The sequence below is a fragment of the Pseudomonas sp. Emmai genome (assembly GCF_055179735.1).
The window spans coordinates 2,712,581-2,731,902 of sequence record NZ_CM143685.1; the positions used below are offsets into that span (position 1 = coordinate 2,712,581).

Below are 19,322 nucleotides of genomic sequence, written 5' to 3' on the forward strand. Positions count from 1 at the left end.
TCGAAACTTATCGAGGATAAACCGATGTTGAATGATGGCGTATTGCACTCTAATCCATTGCAAAAAACCAATGCCGACTATCTGGCTCGACAAAGCAAGTTCGAATCCAATGTACGCAGTTATCCACGCAAGTTACCACTGGCAATCGCCAAGGCCCACGGAGTATGGGTCACCGACGTCGAAGGCAATAGTTACCTCGACTGCCTCGCCGGCGCTGGCACCTTAGCCTTGGGCCACAATCACCCGGCCATCATGGCCAGCCTCGACAGTTTCCTCGCCTCGGGCCTGCCGATGCACACGCTGGACCTGACCACCGTGGTCAAGGACGCCTTCAGCGAAACCCTGCTCAGCCTGTTGCCGAACCGGGGCCGCGATTACTGCCTGCAATTCTGCGGGCCGTCCGGGGCGGATGCGGTGGAGGCGGCGCTGAAACTGGCCAAGACCTATACCGGGCGCAACAACATCATCAGTTTCTCCGGCGCCTACCATGGCATGACCCACGGCGCCCTGGCCCTGACCGGCAATACTGCGCCGAAAAATGCCATCGCCAGCCTGATGCCCGGGGTGCAGTTCATGCCATTCCCCCACGAATACCGTTGCCCGCTGGGGATTGGCGGTGAGGCCGGGGTCGAGGCGCTGACCCACTATTTCACCCAGTTCATTGAAGACGTCGAAAGCGGCGTGTCACTGCCGGCAGCGGTCATTCTTGAGGCCGTGCAAGGCGAGGGCGGCGTCAACTGTGCCCCGGCGAGCTGGCTGCGGGCGATTCGCGAGGTAACGCACAAGCACGGCATCCTGCTGATTCTCGACGAAGTGCAGACCGGTTTCGGTCGCACCGGCAAGATGTTTGCCTTCGAACACGCTGAAATCGAACCCGACCTGATCGTCATGTCCAAAGCCGTCGGTGGCGGTTTGCCGATGGCAGTGCTGGGCATCCGTCGCGAGTTCGACGCCTGGGAGCCCGGCAACCACGCCGGCACTTTCCGCGGCAACCAGATGGCCATGGCCGCCGGGCTCGCGACATTGCAGGTGCTGCAACAGCAAAACCTCGCTGGCCAGGCCGAACGCCGTGGCCAGTGGCTCAAGGACCGACTGGTGGAGTTGCAAGCGCATTACCCGGCGCTTGGCCAGGTGCGCGGTCGCGGCCTGATGCTGGGCATCGAGATCGTCGATGAACGTGAGCCGGCGGATCGCCACGGGCATTTCCCGATGGACCCGGCACTGGCCGTGGCCATTCAGCAACAGTGCTTTAAACAAGGTCTGCTGCTGGAACGCGGCGGACGCAAGGGCAATATCATCCGCTTGTTGCCGCCCTTGATTATCGATGATGAACAATGCCAGCAAGTGATCCAGCGTTTTGATAACGCCATGGCCGCCGCTTTATTGCAATTGCGTCCTTGAGTATTTAATCGAAGTGTTTAACACATCGCCAAGTTGCAGTTTGATGACGCTGGCGCGCATCACTTTGGTCATCGTCTGATTGTTTAAAAGGTTCAGTGAAGTGAAGTCGTTACGTGGGGTTTCGTCGGCCGTTGAAACGGCCGATCAGCAACTAATTTTTTCGCCATATAACGTGTCCAGTGGCCTCGCGGGCTACGGTGGAGCACCCATGAATCATCCAAATCGCAGTGTTTTACCGAATATGGTCAGCGAGCTGGCGACAACGTGCGCGTTGCTTAATTGTTTAATTAAAGAGTTCGCCTTGCCGGAAAACTGCCTCAGTTACAGTTGGCCGACACAGATGCAAGGCATCGCCCCGGGCAGTTACCTCGAAGGCCTGGAATGGAAGGGCATTCCCCTGACCATCAACCTGCCCAACCAGCAGCAGTTCTTTGTGATGGTGGACCGTCGTGATGGGCTGGGCAGTCACCGTTACCTGTCGGACGTCTACGCCCGGCGCGGTGAAGGCGACTGGTCGAGCCTGCGGTTTGCCGAGTTCGTCGAGCAGTTGCTCGCCGCGTGCGAACACATGACCCGCGCCAGCAACGACGAGTTGCTGGATCAGGTGTTGCAGAGCCAGTTGCTGACCGCCGCTATCGTCGGCCACAACACGCCGATGGACGCCGACCCGCTCAGCGGTTACCTGGCCAGCGAGCAGGGCTTGTGGTTTGGTCATCCGAACCACCCGGCGCCCAAGGCGCGGCTGTGGCCGGCGCATCTGGCCCAGGAAACCTACGCCCCGGAATTCCAGGCGCGCACCGCGATGCACTTGTTCGAGGTGCCGATGGAAGGGTTGAACGTGGGTGCCAATGGCTTGAGCAAAGCCCAGGTGCTGGCCGGTTTTGCCGATCAGTCCCAGGCCCGGCCGGGGCACGCGGTGATCTGCATGCACCCGGTGCAGGCGCAACTGTTTATGCAGGACGGTCGGGTGCAACGTCTGTTGAAAGACAAAGACATCGTCGACCTGGGCGCCACGGGTCTGATGGCCAATCCCACGGCGTCGATCCGCACCTGGTACATCGAAGGTCATGAGTTCTTTATCAAGGGCTCGCTGAACGTGCGCATCACCAATTGCGTCAGGAAAAACGCCTGGTACGAGTTGGAAAGCGCGCTGATGATCGACCGTATTTTCCGCAACCTGCAACTGACCCAGCCCGAGACCCTCGGCGGGTTGTCGGTAGTGGCCGAACCGGGCCTGCTGAGCTGGGCGCCGCACAGCGCCAGCGAAGCCGATAACCATTGGTTCCGCGAACAGACCGGGGCGATCCTGCGCGAGAACTTCTGCCTCGACACCGGCACCGACTGCAGCATCATGGCCGGTACGCTGTTCGCCCGGGGCCTGCATTTGCGGCCGTTGGTCCACGAATTCCTCACCCGCTTCAACGGCAACGACATCGACGATCAGCAGTTGTTGAGCTGGTTCGACGACTATCAAGCGCTGTTGCTGCGCCCGGTGCTGGCGCTGTTCTTCAACCATGGCATCGTCATGGAACCGCACCTGCAAAACAGCGTGCTGGTGCACGACAACGGTCGCCCGCAACGCTTGCTGCTGCGGGATTTCGAAGGGGTGAAACTGACCGAGGAACTGGGTGCGTCGAAGGTCGACACCGACGTTCATCCACGGGTCCGCGAGTCGCTGCTCTATTCCCGCCAGCAGGGCTGGAACCGCATCGTCTATTGCCTGTTCGTCAACAACCTGTCCGAGGCCGTGCTGGCCCTGAGCTGGGAGCGCCCGCACCTGGCGCCGCTGATGTGGCAACGGGTGGAACAGCAGTTGATCAGCATCCGCGCCGAATTGAGCCGCGCGGCACCGGAGCTGGATGCGCTGATCGCCGGCCAGCCGATTGCCTGCAAAACCAACCTCAAAGTGCGGCTGGCGGCCAAAGCGGATCGTCAGGCCGGCTACGTCACGCTGGTGTCCCCATGGGGCAAGGAGGCTCAGCATGGATAAGCTGCCCGCCACGGTATTGGCCGCCATCGACGAAGCCCGCACACAACAGGAAGATCCGTTGGCGCTGTTCATCTATGACCTGGACGCGTTGAAGCAACACGTGACCCGGGTGATGGCGGCGCTGCCCAAAGGCGTCGAGCTGTACTACGCGATCAAGGCCAACAGCGAACCGCAGATCCTCGCCACCGTCGCGCCGTTGGTGCACGGGCTTGAGATCTCCTCTGGCGGCGAGATCGATCGCGTCCAGGCCTGCCCAACGCCCAAGCCCTTCATCTTCTCCGGCCCCGGCAAACTGGATTCCGATCTGCGCTCGGCCTTGCAGCATCAGGTCGAAGCGATCCACATCGAAAGCCTGAATGAAATCGTCCGCCTGCAACGACTGGCGCTGGAAGCGGGGCGGGTGCAGGACGTGTTGCTGCGGATTAACCCGGAACTGCCAGCGCCGCTGTCGAGCAAACTGGCGATGGCCGGCACTGCGACGCCGTTCGGCATTGATGAGTCAGAACTGGCCCAGGCCGTTAGCTGGGTGGATAACGCCAGTCATCTGCGGCTCAAGGGCTTTCATGTGCATGCGATGTCCCATCAGTCGCTGGTGGAACGCCACGAACAACTGCTCGACCTGTACCTGGAACGCTGGCCGCAATGGAAGGCGTTGTCGGCCAGTCCGGCGACGATTACCCACCTCAATGTCGGCGGCGGCATCGGCGTGAACTACCTCGGCGCGGAGCAGTTTGATTGGCAGCGCTTGTGCGCGCACCTGGGCGAGTCCCTGGCGGCATGTGCCGATGCGCCGATTGTGCGTTTCGAGCCCGGTCGATTCATCAGTGCGTATTGCGGCTACTACGCCATTGAAGTGCTGGATAGTAAAACCAGTCACGGCAAGCACTTCCTGGTCTGTCGTGGCGGCACTCACCACTTCCGTTTGCCGGTGGCTCAGGGGCACGATCACCCGGTCATTCATCTGCCCCAAAACCCTGTAACGCCGGGCGCGGTGGCGCAGAAGTGGACCGTGGTCGGGCAACTCTGCACGCCCAAGGATGTGCTGAGTCGCGATTGCCTGCTGACCGGCGTCGAGGTCGGCGACATGCTGGTGCTGCCGCTGGCCGGTGCCTACGGCTACAACATCTCCCACGCCGATTTCCTCTGCCATCCACGACCGCCGCAGCTGTTTGCAGGAGGCGCCTCTTGGGTTTGACGGTGGCCGCTCCGCGCTGGCTGGTGGTGGTCAATGTGCTGTTGGGCACCTTGACCGTCAGCCTCAACAACAGCTCGCTCAACCCGGCGTTGCCGGCGTTCATGACCGCTTTCGATATCGGCCCGGTGCTGGCGACGTGGATCGTCGCGGCGTTCATGGTGAGCATGGGCATGACCATGCCGCTCACCAGTTTTCTCAGCCAGCGGGTAGGGCGCAGGCGCCTGTACCTGTGGGGCGTGGCGTTGTTTGTCTGCGGCTCACTGATGGGCGCTTTCGCCAACTCGATCGCGTTGGTGATCACCGCTCGCGTGGTGCAAGGGATTGCCAGCGGACTGATGATTCCGTTGTCGCTGGCGATCATCTTTTCGGTGTATGCCAAGGGCGAGCGCGGCCGGGTCACCGGTTTGTGGGGTGCAGCGGTGATGCTGGCGCCGGCATTGGGGCCGTTGTGCGGCAGCCTGATGCTGGAGTGGTTCAGCTGGCGTTCGTTGTTCCTGATGAATGTGCCGATCGGCATTGTCGCGCTGATGCTTGGCGTGGCGGTGCTGCCGGTGTCGGAAGCGTCCGAGCGCAAACCGTTCGACCTGGCGGGTTACCTGCTGATTGCGGCGGGCATTGGCCTGTTGATGATTGCGGTCGGTCGTTTGCGCCACGCTGATGCTCTGACGGATCCGCTCAACCTCGGCATGTTGCTGGCGGCCATCGTCTGTCTGGTCGCTTTCGTGAAGCTGGAACTGAACCGCACCTCGCCGCTGCTCAATCTGCGCATCTTCGCCCTGCGGGGTTATCGCCTGAGCGTGATCATCGCCGTGGTGCAGTCGGTGGGCATGTTCGAGTGTCTGGTGTTGTTGCCGCTGCTGGTGCAAGTGGTGATGGGCTACAGCGCGATCTGGACCGGTTTGTCGCTGCTGTGCACGGCGGCGTTTGCCAGCCTGTTCGGCAACCTTGGCGGTCGCTGGCTGGATCGATACGGGCCACGGGGCGTGGTGCTTTGGGGCTTGCTGATGACCGGCGCCGCGACGCTCGGCCTGGGCCTGCTCGGCGCTGGGTCCTCCATCGCCACGGTGTTCTTCCTGATGATGGTGCGCGGCGCCGGACTCGGGCTGTCGTACATCCCGATCACCACCGCCGGGCTCAACGCCTTGCCCGAACCGATGGTCACCCAGGGCGCGGCGATGAACAACATTTCCCGGCGCCTTGTGTCATCGCTGGCCATCGTCATCGCTTCGCTGTGGCTCGAGTTTCGCCTGGGGGAGGGGCTTGATTCCGCCGCCACGCCGGGAGCGATCAGCGAAGTGTTCATGGCCACCGGCCTCCTGGTTTTGCTGGCGCTGCCCTGCGCCTGGCGTTTTCCCGAACATGAACCCGACGAGCCGGCCGAGGCATTGCCCTCGGCCCTCGAACACCGTTAATTCTTTAATCGATAGGTATGATCATGGCGACCTCTTCTCAGGCAACACCTCAGGCTCCAGGCGTCTGGCTGGCGACCACCGACACCCAGCGCTACCAACAAGTGGAGCAGCGGGTGGTCGGGCAACTGCTGCAAACCCTGTTGTATGAAAACGTGCTGCCGTACCGCCATTCACCGCTGAGTGGCAGCCAATACCGGTTTGTCGTCAGCGGCATCGATGCCCAGCAACAGCCCGTGGAGTACCACTGCACCGGTTTGCTCAGAGCCAGTTTCGAATTGATCCGCCTCGATTACTCAAGTCTTGAGCGCGTGGATGCCAACGGCAAACACAGCCCACCGCATCTGCATCAGGCGCTGGCCGAACTGCTGAGCGAGCTTCAGGACAGTCCGCACCTGCCGCGCTTCACCCATGAACTGGAACAGACCCTGCTCAAGGACCTGCAATCGCGCAGCCAGGGTTATCAAGCGGCCATGCCAAGCCATCAACTGGACGTCGATGCGCTGGAACAGCACTTCATGGACGCCCACAGCTATCACCCTTGCTACAAGTCGCGCATCGGTTTTTCGCTGAAAGACAACGCCAATTACGGGCCAGAGTTCGCCACACCGGTGGCCATCGTCTGGCTCGCCGTGGCGAAAACCTGCGGGGCGATGAACATCTCCCAGCACCTCAATTACAACGACTTCATCCAGCAGGAATTCGGCCTTCAACGCTGGCAGGCACTGGCTGAAAGCCTCACCGACCAAGGCAAGTCCATGGGCGATTACTGGCTGATGCCGGTGCATCCATGGCAGTGGGAAAACGTCGTCGTCCCGGTGTTCTACCCGGAACTGGTCAGCGGTGAAATCATCCACCTGGGCACCACGGATGATCGCTACAAAGCGCAGCAATCGATCCGCACCCTGGCTAACGTCACGGACAAACAGCGGCCCTACGTCAAGCTCGCGCTGAGCATGACCAACACCTCCAGCACGCGCATCCTGGCGCGGCACACGGTGATGAACGGCCCGATCATCACCGACTGGCTGCACCAGTTGATCCGCAGCGACAGCACCGCCCGCGACCTCGGTTTTGTGATTCTCGGCGAAGTGGTCGGCGTCAGTTTCGATTACGACCATTTGCCCGCCACGCGCATGTCCCAAGCCTACGGCACCCTGGGCACCCTGTGGCGCGAAAGCATTCATCAATACCTGGAAGCCGACGAGCAAGCGGTACCGTTCAACGGTTTGAGCTCGGTGGACAATCGCTACGGCGACGGTGAACAGACGCCGTTTATCGATGCCTGGATCCAGCAATACGGCCTGCACGCCTGGACCCGTCAACTGGTACAGGTCGCGGCATCGCCGATCATTCACATGCTCTACGCCGAAGGCATCGGCATGGAATCCCACGGCCAGAACATCGTCCTCATCGTCAAGCAGGGGTGGCCGCAACGCATCGCCCTGAAAGACTTCCACGACGGCGTGCGTTATTCGCCGCAGCACCTCGGCCGTCCCGACCTGGCCCCGAGCCTGGTGCCGCTGCCCGCCAGCCACGCCAAGCTCAACCGCAACTCGTTCATCCTTACCGACGACGTGGATGCGGTGCGCGACTTCTCCTGTGATTCGTTCTTCTTCATCGCCATGGCCGAGATGGCGATCTTCCTGCACCAACACTATCAACTGGCGGAAAGCGAGTTCTGGCAGATGACGGCCGAGGTCGTCACCGGTTACCAGGAAGCACACCCGCAACACCGCGCGCGTTATGAAGCATTTGATGTGTTCGCGCCGTTCTATGAGGTCGAGGAACTGACCAAGCGTCGTCTGTTGGGCGATGGCGAACGTCGGTTCAAAAAGGTGCCGAACCCGCTGCACGCCTTCCGGCCGCAATCATGCTGAGGACCAATCTGCTCAAGCAGAAACTCCAGAACGGTGAGTCGGCCTACGGGCTGATCAGCTCGATTCCGTCGCCGGCATCCATCGAGTTGATTGCCGAAGCCGGGTTCGATTTCGTGATCATCGACATGGAGCACGTGCTGATCAACCCGGAAACCGTGGAGCACATGATCCGCACCGCCGAGAGCTACGCGCTCACGCCGCTGGTGCGGGTCGCGGACCTCAACCCGAAGACCCTGCTGCGCCTGCTCGATGGCGGCGCCCAGGGCATCGTGTTGCCGATGATCGAAAGTCCCGAGCCTTTGGCCGAAAGCATCCGCGCCTGCAAATACCACCCGCTGGGCGGCCGCAGTCTGAATGCCGGGCGTCCCGGTGCGTTTGGCAAGCACAGCCTCGCGGAATACATCGGCCTGGCCAATGAGCAAATCATGATCGTGGCGATGATCGAGAGCGCCGAAGGTGTGCGGCGCGCGGCGGAAATTGCCGCCGTGCCGGGGCTGGACATGATCCTCGAAGGGGCGGCGGATTTGTCGCAATCGATGGGCCTGCCGTGGCAGATCGACCGCCCCGAAGTGCAAGCGGCGTTGCTCAGTGCCTGGCAAGCCGCTAACGCGGCGGGCGTGCCGTACTGCGCGATTCCACGCCAGCCGGGTGACCACGAACGCTGGTTGACTCGCGGCGTTAACAGTTTTGTTTTGGGTGACGAGCGTGGCATCGCTTTTCGTGCCCTCCAGGCCAAGTTGGCCGCCACTTCAGCAGAAGGGAAATAACCCGATGAACTTCACCACAATGGCCGCCGACAGGGTGATGCAGGATCTGGTCGATTGTTTGCTGGCCGAACACTTTTTCGGGACCGAACCGCTGAACCTGACGGCGCCCGCTGCCGATCAGCCGTTTACCGGGTTGAGTGCCGAACAGCGCATCTGGGAATGGCGCGGTTCAATCCTCGTCGCCCTGCGCCCCGGCATCACTCAGGTCTGGGAGAAAGTACCGGGCACGCCGGTGTTGGGTCGTGAAAATGGTCAACTGACCGAACTGTCGCCCGAAGCCTTCATGACCCAAGTGCTGGCCGGGATGACCGACCGCTATCAGGACAATGAAAAGGGCTTTGCGCTGTTCCTCGATGTGCTACGCACCAGCGTGCGCCAGACCGAGTTATCCCTGGCCCATCGGGTCAACAGCGAGCACTTGCTGGAAAAGAGCAACGCCGACTTTTTCCTGACCATGGAGCAATGGGCGTCGCTGCGTGATCGTCCTTACCATCCGCTGGCCAAAGCCAAACAGGGGTTGAACGACGCGGAATATCAGCACTACCAAGCCGAATTTGCCCGGCCAGTGGCGCTGAATTGGGTCGCCATCGACCGCACCTTGCTGCAATGCGGCGACGGCGTGACCGACCTGGCGCAACAAAGTCCCGCCGACTACTTGTTGCCATTCGCGCTGCACGCCGGCCTGCAACACGAGATGCAGCAACGGGGCATTTACGAGAGCCATATCGCGCTGCCGGTGCATCCGTGGCAGTTCGATCATGTGCTGGAAGCGCAACTCGGCGACGCCTTCGCCAAAGGTGACTGCCAGCGTCTGGACTTCACCGACGGTGACTTCTTCGCCACCTCGTCGTTGCGTTCGATGACCCCGTGCTTCAACAGCGCCGACTACCTCAAATTGCCGATGGCGATCTATTCCCTGGGTGCTTCGCGTTACCTGCCGGCAGTAAAAATGATCAACGGCGGCTTGAGTGAAAAGCTGCTGCGTCAAGGCTTGGACAAAGACGAAACCCTGCAACAGAAACTGCACCTGTGCGATGAAACCAAGTGGTGGGCGTTCATGCCGCCGGACGCGACCCTGTTCGACGAAGCGCCGCGTCATCTGGCGGCGATGGTCCGTGGCTATCCGCCGGCGCTGTTGGAAGATAAAGACACCCGACTGATCCCCATGGCCGCCCTTGGTACGCCGCTGCCGGGCAGCAACCAGCACTTCTTCGATGACTGGATGAGCTACCGCCAACTGCCGGACAATGCCGCGTCGGTGATGACCCTGTTCCGCGAGCTGGCTCACAGCTTCTTCGACATCAACCTGCGGATGTTCCGCATCGGCATGCTCGGCGAGATCCACGGGCAAAACGCGGTGCTGGTGTGGAAGGCCGGTCATGCCCAAGGCTTGCTGCTGCGCGATCACGATTCGCTGCGTATCTTCGTGCCATGGCTGGAACGCAACGGCCTCGCCGACCCGGCGTACCGACTGAAGAAGGGCCACGCCAACACGCTGTATCACGAGCGCCCTGAAGACCTGTTGTTCTGGTTGCAGACCCTGGGCATCCAGGTCAACTTCCGCTCCATCATCGAAACCCTGGCGCTGGTATACGCCTTGCCGGAACGCGGTTTGTGGACCGCGATGGGCGAAGTGTTGAACGAGTTGATTGACACCATCGACTTCGACCCCGAAGCTCGCGCGATGATTAAACAGCAATTGTTCGAAGCACCCCACTGGCCGCAAAAACTGCTGCTCACCCCAATGATCGAGCGTGCGGGCGGCCCCGGCAGCATGCCGTTCGGCAAAGGCCATGTGGTGAACCCCTTCCACCGGTTGAATAATGAAGCCTGAACCACGATGTCAGCCCACCAGGCGCACGCTGTTGCGCCTGTCCTTGGGCGTGCTTGCACTCCGGTATTCGCTACCGGCATGGGCGCAAACCGACGCCGCGCCGCTGCGGGTGATCACCTTGTTTCAAGGGGCCACCGACAGCGCCGTGGCGTTGGGCGTTACGCCGTGCGGCATTGTTGATTCCTGGAGCGAAAAACCGACCTACCACTATTTGCGTTGGGCGTTGGAGCAGGTGCCCCATGTCGGGCTGGAAACCCAGCCGAGCCTTGAAGACATCGTGCTGCTGAAGCCGGACGTGATCGTCGCCTCGCGCTTTCGCCATGAACGCATCGCCCCGTTGCTCAAGCAGATCGCCCCGGTGGTGATGCTGGACGAGGTCTTCGAGTTCAAGAAGACCTTGGCGCTGATGGGCATCGCCCTGTACCGCCAGCAGCAAGCCAATGAGTTGCTCGGCCAATGGCAACAGCGTGTGGCGCAACTGCGCCTGCAATTGCAGCAGACGTTCGCCGGGCGCTGGCCGCCGACGGTGTCGATTCTGGATGTGCGCGAAGACCACATCCGCAGCTATTTGCCGGCGAGTTTTCCGGGCTCGGTCATCACCGAGTTGGGCTTTGACTGGAGCGAAGCGAGCAGGGCGGCGAGCGGGGTGTCGATCAAACTCACCAGCAAGGAAAGCCTGGCGGTGGTGAATGCCGATATTTTCTTCATCTTCTTGCGCGCGGAGAAAGCGGCAGTGCAGCGAAACTACGAAAGCCTGGTGCAGCACCCGCTGTGGCAGCAAATGCGCGCGCCGCAGCAAGGGCAGGTGTGGCGGGTCGACGGCGTGGCCTGGAGCCTGTCCGGCGGCATGCTCGGCGCGAACCTGATGCTCGATGACGTGGCGCGTCTGGTCGCGGCCTTATGAGCAACGGGTTAAAGATGTGGAGCGCGGGCGTGGTGTTGCTGTTGAGTTGCGTACTGAGCTTGGCGGTCGGCGCGACGTGGATTCCGTTGTCGCAGATTTTCGCCGCGTTTGTGCATCCCGATCCATTGAGCGTCAGCCATGTACTGGTGACCACCACGCGCCTGTCGCGAACCTTGATGGCCATGGCGGTGGGCGCGAGTCTGGCGGTGGCCGGCGCCTTGATGCAGGCCTTGACGCGCAATCCCCTGGCGTCCCCCGGCCTGTTCGGGATCAACGCCGGGGCGACGTTTTTTATCATCCTCGGTTCCTCGCTGTTCGCCCTGGCGTCCCCGGATGCGTGGCTGTGGTGCGCGTTTCTCGGTGCGGCGGTGGCGGGCACTCTGGTGTGGCTGATCGGCAACATGGGGCAGGGCAGCCTCAGCCCATTGCGCATCGTGCTCGCGGGCGCGGCGATGGCGGCGCTGTTTTCCGCGTTCAGCCAGGCGTTGCTGGTGGTGAATCAGGATGGGCTGGACACGGTACTGTTTTGGCTCGCGGGGTCGCTGACCGAACGCAGCTTGTCGGTCGCTGCACCGTTGCTGCTGTGCGGCGTGCTCGGCTTGTTCGGGTCGATGTTGCTCGCGGGGCAGGTCAATGTGCTGAACGCGGGCGAAGAGATTGCCACTGGCCTCGGACAGCGCACGGGTTTGATCCGCTTGATGATGGCGGTGCTGGTGGTGTGTCTGGCGGGCAGTGCGGTGGCGTTGGCCGGCAGTATCGGGTTTATCGGTTTGCTGGTGCCGCACATGGTGCGCAAGGGCTTTTCCATCGACCATCGCTGGATGTTGCCGGGATGTGCGCTGCTCGGCGCGATTGTTTTGCTGCTGGCGGACACCTTGTCGCGGGTATTGATCCTGCCGCAAGAGGTGCCGGTGGGCGTCATGACCGCGCTGTTCGGCGCGCCGTTTTTCATTCTGTTGGCGCGGCGTGGAGGTCGTTATGGATAAGGTCCTGACCTGGCGTCGTAGCGGGTTTTCCCGGCGCATCAATGTCGCGACGTTGTGGCGTTTACTTGCGGCGCTGGTGGTGACGGCGCTGATCATGCTCGGCTCGCTGTCCCTGGGCAAAGTCATGCTCTCGCCCCTGGAAGTGCTGCGGATCTTGCTGTCGAGCCAGGACGCGAGCCTGACGTTTATCGTCGAGCAACTGCGCTTTCCGCGCCTGCTGCTGGCGGCGCTGGTGGGGGCGGCGTTGTCGGTGTCCGGGCTGATCCTGCAAAGCATTATTCGCAACCCGTTGGCCTCGCCGGACTTGCTCGGTATCACCAGCGGCGCCAGTGCGGCGGCGGTGTTGTACCTGTCGTTCTTCTCGGTGGCGCTGGGTCAGCAGTATCTGCCGCTGGCGGCGATGCTCGGCGCCGGGCTGGCGGCATTGGCGATCTATCTGTTGGCCTGGAAACAAGGGACTTCACCGCTGCGGCTGGTGTTGATCGGCGTCGGCATCTCCGCGATGTTGACCGCCGCCACCACCTTCATTCTGGTGTTCAGTCCCTTGACCACGACCCTGTCCGCCTATGTCTGGCTGACCGGCAGCGTGTACGGGGCCAGTTGGCCGGAACCGTTGGCATTGGGTTCGTGGTTGCTGGGCATTTGTCCGCTGCTGGTGTTCCTCGCCCGGCAGGTGATGGTGCAACAACTGGATGACAGCCTCGCCCAGGGCATCGGTGTACGCGTGCAATGGCTGCGCGCCGGTTTGTTGCTGGTCAGCGTGGCGTTGGCCGGGGCGGCGATTGCCTGGGGCGGGGCGATTGCGTTTGTCGGGCTGATAGCGCCGCACATTGCCAAGCGCCTGGTGGCGCCAGGTTTTGGTGGTCAAGCGGTGATGGCCGCGTTGGTCGGGGCGAATCTGGTGGTGCTGGCGGATCTGGCCGGGCGCACGCTGTTTTTGCCGCTGGATTTGCCTGCCGGGATCTTTGTCGCCGTGCTCGGCACACCCTTTTTTCTCTATCTGTTGATTAAACAACGTCATTAAGGAATTTCACGTATGACGTCGATTGCAAGTCGCGGCCTGACCCTGAGTTATCAGCGCCAGGTGATTATTGACGCGCTGGACATGCAACTGCCCCAGGGCAAGATTTCGGTATTGATCGGCAGCAATGGCTGCGGCAAAAGCACACTGCTCAAATCCTTCGCCCGACTGCTGAAACCGCAGCAGGGTTCGGTGATTCTCAACGGGGTGGATATCCAGCAGAAATCCACGGCGGCGGTGGCCCGGGAACTGGCGATCCTGCCCCAGACCCCGAGTGCGCCGGAGGGCATCACTGTTCGCCAGTTAGTGGCGCTGGGTCGATATCCGTATCAGAGCTGGATGCAACAGTGGTCGGCGGAAGACGAAGCCATGGTCAACCGCGCCCTGGCGCAGACCAGTTTGCTGACCCTGGCGGATCGCCCGGTGGACGCATTGTCCGGTGGCCAGCGCCAACGGGCGTGGATCGCCATGACCCTGGCCCAGGACACCGGCATCGTGCTGCTCGATGAGCCGACCACGTTCCTCGATCTGGCGCACCAGATCGAAGTGCTAGACCTGCTGCGCGACCTCAACCGCCTCGAAAACAAAACCATCATCATGGTGCTCCACGACCTCAATCTGGCCTGCCGTTACGCCGACCACATGGTCGCCGTGCACAACCAGACCGCGTTCGCCCAGGGCCGGCCCGATGAGGTGTTGACCGAAGCGTTGGTCAAAACCGTGTTCGACCTCAATTGCCGGATCATCCCCGATCCGTTTTTCGGCACGCCGTTGTGCATTCCATTTGGCCGGGAACTGCCGCAATGAATCTGGCGGGGCATTTCACCGAGACGGAATGGGCGGTGCTGTCCGGCGGGTTGCGGCTCAAGGACAGCAACGAGCGCGACCCGTTGCGGGCGCTGATGGCTCGGGAGTTGTTGCAAGAGGACGTCTGCGTGCAATTGCTGGATGCGTTAGGCCCGGTGATCGGCTCGCCAACCCGGGCGATTACTGCCTCGCTGTTGGGCAAGCGTTTGTCGTTCCTGGCGACCGGCGCGTGTTTGTATGCGATGTCGGTGTATGACAAAGGGCTGCTGCTGACCCTCGACAACACGGTGGTCGAATACGGCCACGATGATGGGTTGTGGACGTCGTCGTTTCCTTTGCTTCACGGTCAGCCGCTAACCTATGGCGCCAACGAGCGCGAGGCCTGGCGGGAAGCTTTGGTGCAAGGACTGTTCGCCGGATTGCTGAAACCGTTGTGGCAGACCTTCAACAAAGTCACGGGTGTGTCCCGGCGCATCCTCTGGGAAAACACGGCAGTGCGCGTGTATTCGCTGTATGAAAAACGCATGGCGAAAATCGACGATCCGGTGATTCGCGAACGTTGTGAAGCGGACTTTCAGTGGCTGCTGACCCAGGCCGAGCCGGCGTTGTTTGGTCTCGATTACAACCCGTTGAGCCATTTCCGCCGACCGCCGACGTTGGTGGACGATGGGCAACGCAGCATTCGTTTTCGTCGCACCTGTTGTTTTTATTACCTGGCCACCGAGCCTGCGGAATATTGCTCGACTTGCCCACTGCTGCGCCCGGGGAAAAAGTGCCGATGAGTTATCAGATCAACCCTCGCCAGCAACATTTCGATGCGCTGTTGCTCGAAAAATACCGATCGATTCCGGCCTCCACCCTCGGTCACTTTTCCGACCAAGGCTTCCTGCGCGGGATCAAACCGTTGTTCAACAACATCCGCATGGTCGGCAACGTGGTCACGGTCAAAGTCTTCCCGCCAGATGGCAGCGTTTTGCGTGAGGCGTTGTTGCTGAGTGAGCCGGGAGATGTGCTGGTGATTGAATGTGTGGGCGATCAAGAGTGCGGTTGTTGGGGCGAGTTGCGGACGTTGGCCGGGTTGATCAAGGGGTTGGCCGGGGTGGTGGTGTCCGGGGCGGTCACGGATGTCAGTGCCTTGCGCCTGCATGGATTGCCGGTGTTTTGTCGCGATGTCAGTGCGTTCACCACCCGGGGCATTGGTGCCCAAGGGGAGGTGAATCAGCCGATTCAGATTGGCGAAATTCAAGTTCATCCGGGCGATCTGGCCATCGGTGACGATGACGGCGTCTTCATCCTCGATGCCGGCCGAGCCGCCGAGCTACTGCCCGAATTATTAGCCAAAGAAGAAACCGACCAACGCCGCCGCGCAGAATTCCTCCAGAGACTCAAAGCACGAGGTACTCAAAACCTGTAGGAGCGAGGCTTGCCCGCGAAGGCGTCCTCACTGGCGCTAAAAGCTTCGCGGGCAAGCCTCGCTCCTACAGGGTTCTGCGTTTTCATCGATGGTGATCTGCGTTTTTCATCGATAGAGCGCAGCATTTCCCCGATCTATTGCCGCGCAACGCCGCAATACTTTGATTCCTTGGTCAGTTTTTTTGTAACAGGTTGTTTGCCGCAAGCGCAGAAACCTTTAAAGTTAACCTTTCGGTCAGCTTTGCACTGTCTATTCAGCCTTTTGCTTCGTCCAAAAGCGCTCCTGCAAGACGCGAGATCCCCAGAACATAACCAGAAGGGCGGACCCATAACCGCCCAGAGGATGATCCATGTCCAACCGTGAAATATCCCGGCGCTCGTTCCTTCAGGGCGGGCTGGTGGCGGGTGTGAGCGTGACGCTTACACCGCTCAGTTCCCAGGCGCTGGCGGCCTTGATGGAAAACAGCGTGACCGTGCCGTCCGAGCAATGGCTCGGCAACAACGGCAAGGCGCGCCAACGTAACGATGCCTTGTCCAAGGTTTGCGGCAGCAAGGTCTTTGCCCGCGACATCCGCGCCAAGGACATGCCGGGCTGGCCCCAGCAGCAGGGCCACGCCATGTTGCTGAAAATCACCAAGGCCGACCGCATCTACGCCGGCTATGACCTGGCGTGGCTCGGCGCCGATTTGCAGCCCGACCGCATCGTCACCGCCGCCGACCTGGACAAGGACGGCATCGTCTTCCCGGAAGAGCACGCCCCCGATCCGCTGCTGCCGGAAGGCAAAGTGCCGATGTTCATCGGTCACCCGGTGGCGATTCTGATCTGGAACGATTTCGAGCGGTTCCGCCAGGCCAAGGCGAAGCTCAAATTCAATGACAAAGCCATCCGCTACGGTGCCCAAGTGCCGTTCTACGAAGGCGATCCCTACGGCAGCTTCCGCTATGTGCGTGTCGGCGGCGCGACCTCGGCGGACGAAGACGAATTCGCCAGCCTCAAGGATTCGATCCTGTTCCCGATGCTGAAAAACCGTCGCCCGGTGTGGAATTCCCAGCCGGACCTGCACGGCAACCTGACCGAGCGCGGATTGTTTTACGCCGACCGCATGAAGCAGCAAATCGACAGCCCGCCGGACAACTGGCTGGTGTTCGACGAACGCTACAAAACCCCGTCGATCGAGCCGGCCGCGATGGAGCCGGACAACGGCAACGGCTGGTACGACCCGGCGACCAAGACCCTGCACTTTGTGGTCGCCACCCAGTGTCCGCTGGAAGCTGCCACGGAAACCGCGAAGATGATCGCGCCGTCGCGTTTCGGCCTGGCCAACCTGAACATGCACCCGGGTTACACCGTCGGCTACGGTTCCAAAGACCACAACATCTTCGTCTACTACGCCGCCCTGGCCGCGTTGTACGGCGCCGGTGTGCCGGTGCGTCTGGCCAACGACCGCTACGAGCAGTTCCAGAGCGGCATCAAGCGTCACCCGTTCGACATCCGCTACCAACTGGCCGTGGACAAGACCGATCACAGCTTCAAGATTTTCCGCGCCGAGATGAGCGTCGACGGCGGCGGACGGATCAACTACAGCCCTTCGGTGGCGGCGGTTGGCGCCACGGCGGCGCAGTCGATCTACTACATGCCGCAGAACGATTTGCAGGTCACGGCTTACCATTCCCGCGCCGTTGAAGCGGGTTCGATGCGCGGCTACGGCACCCTGCAAAGCATGGCCTCCACCGAGATGATGGTCGATGAAATCGCCGGTCGCCTCGGCATCGACGCCATCGACCTGCGCAAGAAAAACGCCATGCTCTCAGGCATGAAAAACACCCAGGGCGCGGTCCCGGCCGGTGCCTTGCGTCTGCACGAAATCCTCGACAAAGCCGCGGTCCACGAAGTCTGGAAAAACCGCGACCTGATCAAGCTGCAGCGTGAAGCCGCCGACCCGGATCACTGGTATGGCGTGGGTTTCGCCATCTGCCAGAAAGACTTCGGCACCGGTTCCGAAGCGCCGATGGCCAGCATCGAATTCACCGCCGAAGGCCACGTGACCCTGCGCCATATCGGCATCGAAATTGGCACCGGCATGTCCACCTCCCAAGCCTTGGTGGTGGCGGATTTCATTGGCATCCCGGCCACGGAAGTGAAGACCGGCGAAACCGAATGGAAAGAGTTGCAGCTGATCACCGGCGGCAACCCGTACATCATGAGCCAGGCCGAGCAGGACGGTTTCCTGCGCAACCCGCGCTGGGTCGGCAAACTCGCCTCGGCCTCGTCGGCGACCAACTCCGCTTACTACTTCAGCCACGCCACCCGCGAAGCGTCCCGCGTGCTGTTCAACCACGGCTTGTGGCCGGCGGCGTTGCAGATCTGGGGCCAGGGCCCTTACGGCGGCCAGGCCAACCCGTACGTGGTGCGCCGCGAAGACGCGCATTGGGTCGACGGCAAACTCACCGCCAACGGCATGCAGCCGCTGAGCTTTGAACAGTTGGCGAAACACGCCCACGAAAAAGGCCTGGTGACCGGCGCGACCGTGCACGGTTTCAACCGCTGGAGCTGGGCCGAGGCCGAGTTCAGCATCGACGGCGTGCGCGAACGCCTACCGCTGGATGGCTTGGCCGTGAAGTACGGCGACGGCGCGCCAAACGCGAAGAAAGCACAGATGACCAGCAACGGTTTCCACCTGCTGGATCGCCAGAACGTGCATTACCCGGACACCCAGTTGAACAACGCCGCCGTGACTTACTACAGCCCGGTCGCAACGCTGGTGGAATTGAAAGTGAACAAGGGCTCGGCCGAAGTGCAAGTGCTCAACCATCACTCGTGGGTCGAGTGCGGTCGGGTGCTGGTGGAAGAACTGGTCAGGGGCCAGCTCGAAGGCGGCATTGCCATGGGCATCGGCCATGCGCTGCTCGAAGAGATGCCGCTGTACGAAGGCGGGCCGGGGGAGGGTGACTGGAACTTCAACCGTTACCGCTTGCCAATGGCGCGCCACGTCGCGGTGTGGAACCAGACCGCCGAGATCCTGCCGCCGCTGTCGCCGAGCGATCCATCGAAGGGCATTGCCGAAGTGGTGATGATCCCGGTGGTCGGCGCCATCGGTAATGCCGTGGCCCACGCCATCGGCAAACGGGTCCGCGACCTGCCCATCACTTCCGCACGCATCAAGGAGGCCCTCAATGGCTAACCGTCCGTTTCAACTGACCCTCAACGGTCAATCCGTCGGCCCGGTGGACATCCCTGATGACCTGCCGATGATCGATTACCTGCACGAATACAAAAACCTCACCGGCTCGCGCCTCGGCTGCGGCCAGGGCATCTGCCATGCCTGTGTGGTGATCGTCGATAACCCGGACGGCACCAGCGAAGAAGTGCGCACCTGCATCACCGGCGCGCACTATTTCGAAGGCAAGAAAGTGCGGACCATCGAAGGCCACGCCACCCGCGATGAGCAGGGCAAGGTCACCGAACTGAACCCGATCCAGCAGCGTTTCGTCGATGAGTTTGCCTTCCAGTGCAGCTACTGCGCGCCGGGTTTCGTCAACGCGGCGACGGTGTTGGTGGAAAAACTGCAGCGTCAGCCGATCGTCAAAAGTCAGCTGGAAAAAGTCATCGAGGACAGCCTCGGCCACCACATCTGCCGCTGCACCGGCTACGTGCGCTATTACAGCGCCACGCGCAACGTGCTGACCGATCTCGGCCTGGTCAAGGAGGGTTAAG

The 19,322-nt window shown here is 61.5% G+C and carries 15 protein-coding genes; all 15 read left to right on the forward strand.

Annotated features, from left to right (window positions below):
* Positions 1-24 precede the first annotated feature (24 nt).
* The 15 genes from ACY4LX_RS12400 (at position 25) to ACY4LX_RS12470 (ending at position 19,321) form a co-directional block, all read left to right on the forward strand.
* Positions 25-1,401 carry a diaminobutyrate--2-oxoglutarate transaminase gene (locus ACY4LX_RS12400; RefSeq protein ID WP_463260062.1) on the forward strand — a complete coding sequence of 459 codons (1,377 nt, stop codon included), beginning with the start codon at positions 25-27 and terminating at the stop codon, positions 1,399-1,401.
* A 208-nt stretch (positions 1,402-1,609) separates the two neighbouring features.
* Positions 1,610-3,391 (forward strand): IucA/IucC family protein, encoded by a 1,782-nt coding sequence (locus ACY4LX_RS12405; protein ID WP_463260063.1) that lies wholly within the window; start codon positions 1,610-1,612, stop codon positions 3,389-3,391.
* Positions 3,384-4,586, forward strand: a complete 1,203-nt coding sequence (locus ACY4LX_RS12410) for a type III PLP-dependent enzyme (RefSeq protein WP_463260064.1) — start codon at positions 3,384-3,386, stop codon at positions 4,584-4,586. Before ACY4LX_RS12405 ends, ACY4LX_RS12410 begins: the two co-directional genes overlap by 8 nt.
* Positions 4,583-5,998, forward strand: a complete 1,416-nt coding sequence (locus ACY4LX_RS12415; protein ID WP_463260587.1) for a DHA2 family efflux MFS transporter permease subunit — start codon at positions 4,583-4,585, stop codon at positions 5,996-5,998. Before ACY4LX_RS12410 ends, ACY4LX_RS12415 begins: the two co-directional genes overlap by 4 nt.
* Before the next feature lie 17 nt (positions 5,999-6,015).
* Positions 6,016-7,875 carry an IucA/IucC family protein gene (locus ACY4LX_RS12420; protein WP_463260065.1) on the forward strand — a complete coding sequence of 620 codons (1,860 nt, stop codon included), beginning with the start codon at positions 6,016-6,018 and terminating at the stop codon, positions 7,873-7,875.
* Positions 7,869-8,642, forward strand: coding sequence for an HpcH/HpaI aldolase family protein (locus ACY4LX_RS12425; RefSeq protein ID WP_463260066.1), 774 nt, complete (start codon positions 7,869-7,871; stop codon positions 8,640-8,642). Before ACY4LX_RS12420 ends, ACY4LX_RS12425 begins: the two co-directional genes overlap by 7 nt.
* Before the next feature lie 4 nt (positions 8,643-8,646).
* The gene (locus ACY4LX_RS12430) at positions 8,647-10,476 is read left to right on the forward strand and encodes an IucA/IucC family protein (protein ID WP_463260067.1); all 1,830 of its coding nucleotides are present in this window, start codon (positions 8,647-8,649) and stop codon (positions 10,474-10,476) included.
* Positions 10,466-11,380, forward strand: coding sequence for an ABC transporter substrate-binding protein (locus ACY4LX_RS12435; RefSeq protein WP_463260068.1), 915 nt, complete (start codon positions 10,466-10,468; stop codon positions 11,378-11,380). The genes ACY4LX_RS12430 and ACY4LX_RS12435 overlap by 11 nt, the downstream gene beginning before the upstream one ends.
* Positions 11,377-12,366 carry a FecCD family ABC transporter permease gene (locus ACY4LX_RS12440; protein WP_149658876.1) on the forward strand — a complete coding sequence of 330 codons (990 nt, stop codon included), beginning with the start codon at positions 11,377-11,379 and terminating at the stop codon, positions 12,364-12,366. Before ACY4LX_RS12435 ends, ACY4LX_RS12440 begins: the two co-directional genes overlap by 4 nt.
* Complete coding sequence (locus tag ACY4LX_RS12445) at positions 12,359-13,390, forward strand: FecCD family ABC transporter permease (RefSeq protein ID WP_463260069.1); 1,032 nt, start codon at positions 12,359-12,361, stop codon at positions 13,388-13,390. Before ACY4LX_RS12440 ends, ACY4LX_RS12445 begins: the two co-directional genes overlap by 8 nt.
* 12 nt (positions 13,391-13,402) lie before the next feature.
* Positions 13,403-14,194, forward strand: a complete 792-nt coding sequence (locus ACY4LX_RS12450; protein ID WP_133836944.1) for an ABC transporter ATP-binding protein — start codon at positions 13,403-13,405, stop codon at positions 14,192-14,194.
* Positions 14,191-14,976, forward strand: a complete 786-nt coding sequence (locus ACY4LX_RS12455; protein WP_149658874.1) for an IucA/IucC family C-terminal-domain containing protein — start codon at positions 14,191-14,193, stop codon at positions 14,974-14,976. The genes ACY4LX_RS12450 and ACY4LX_RS12455 overlap by 4 nt, the downstream gene beginning before the upstream one ends.
* The gene (locus ACY4LX_RS12460) at positions 14,973-15,608 is read left to right on the forward strand and encodes an RraA family protein (RefSeq protein WP_463260070.1); all 636 of its coding nucleotides are present in this window, start codon (positions 14,973-14,975) and stop codon (positions 15,606-15,608) included. Before ACY4LX_RS12455 ends, ACY4LX_RS12460 begins: the two co-directional genes overlap by 4 nt.
* Before the next feature lie 349 nt (positions 15,609-15,957).
* Positions 15,958-18,789: a xanthine dehydrogenase family protein molybdopterin-binding subunit gene (locus ACY4LX_RS12465; RefSeq protein WP_463260071.1), complete on the forward strand. Its 2,832-nt coding sequence runs from the start codon at positions 15,958-15,960 to the stop codon at positions 18,787-18,789.
* Complete coding sequence (locus ACY4LX_RS12470) at positions 18,782-19,321, forward strand: (2Fe-2S)-binding protein (RefSeq protein ID WP_123403637.1); 540 nt, start codon at positions 18,782-18,784, stop codon at positions 19,319-19,321. Before ACY4LX_RS12465 ends, ACY4LX_RS12470 begins: the two co-directional genes overlap by 8 nt.
* The last annotated feature ends 1 nt before the right edge of the window (position 19,322 follow it).

Excerpts from the sequence above, each read along its gene's own strand:
- ACY4LX_RS12400 (WP_463260062.1), top strand. The coding sequence starts at position 25 with ATGTTGAATGATGGCGTATTGCACTCTAATCCATTGCAAAAAACCAAT.
- ACY4LX_RS12405 (WP_463260063.1), top strand. The coding sequence starts at position 1,610 with ATGAATCATCCAAATCGCAGTGTTTTACCGAATATGGTCAGCGAGCTG.
- ACY4LX_RS12410 (WP_463260064.1), top strand. The coding sequence starts at position 3,384 with ATGGATAAGCTGCCCGCCACGGTATTGGCCGCCATCGACGAAGCCCGC.
- ACY4LX_RS12420 (WP_463260065.1), top strand. The coding sequence starts at position 6,016 with ATGATCATGGCGACCTCTTCTCAGGCAACACCTCAGGCTCCAGGCGTC.
- ACY4LX_RS12425 (WP_463260066.1), top strand. The coding sequence starts at position 7,869 with ATGCTGAGGACCAATCTGCTCAAGCAGAAACTCCAGAACGGTGAGTCG.
- ACY4LX_RS12430 (WP_463260067.1), top strand. The coding sequence starts at position 8,647 with ATGAACTTCACCACAATGGCCGCCGACAGGGTGATGCAGGATCTGGTC.
- ACY4LX_RS12435 (WP_463260068.1), top strand. The coding sequence starts at position 10,466 with ATGAAGCCTGAACCACGATGTCAGCCCACCAGGCGCACGCTGTTGCGC.
- ACY4LX_RS12440 (WP_149658876.1), top strand. The coding sequence starts at position 11,377 with ATGAGCAACGGGTTAAAGATGTGGAGCGCGGGCGTGGTGTTGCTGTTG.
- ACY4LX_RS12445 (WP_463260069.1), top strand. The coding sequence starts at position 12,359 with ATGGATAAGGTCCTGACCTGGCGTCGTAGCGGGTTTTCCCGGCGCATC.
- ACY4LX_RS12450 (WP_133836944.1), top strand. The coding sequence starts at position 13,403 with ATGACGTCGATTGCAAGTCGCGGCCTGACCCTGAGTTATCAGCGCCAG.
- ACY4LX_RS12455 (WP_149658874.1), top strand. The coding sequence starts at position 14,191 with ATGAATCTGGCGGGGCATTTCACCGAGACGGAATGGGCGGTGCTGTCC.
- ACY4LX_RS12460 (WP_463260070.1), top strand. The coding sequence starts at position 14,973 with ATGAGTTATCAGATCAACCCTCGCCAGCAACATTTCGATGCGCTGTTG.
- ACY4LX_RS12465 (WP_463260071.1), top strand. The coding sequence starts at position 15,958 with ATGTCCAACCGTGAAATATCCCGGCGCTCGTTCCTTCAGGGCGGGCTG.
- ACY4LX_RS12470 (WP_123403637.1), top strand. The coding sequence starts at position 18,782 with ATGGCTAACCGTCCGTTTCAACTGACCCTCAACGGTCAATCCGTCGGC.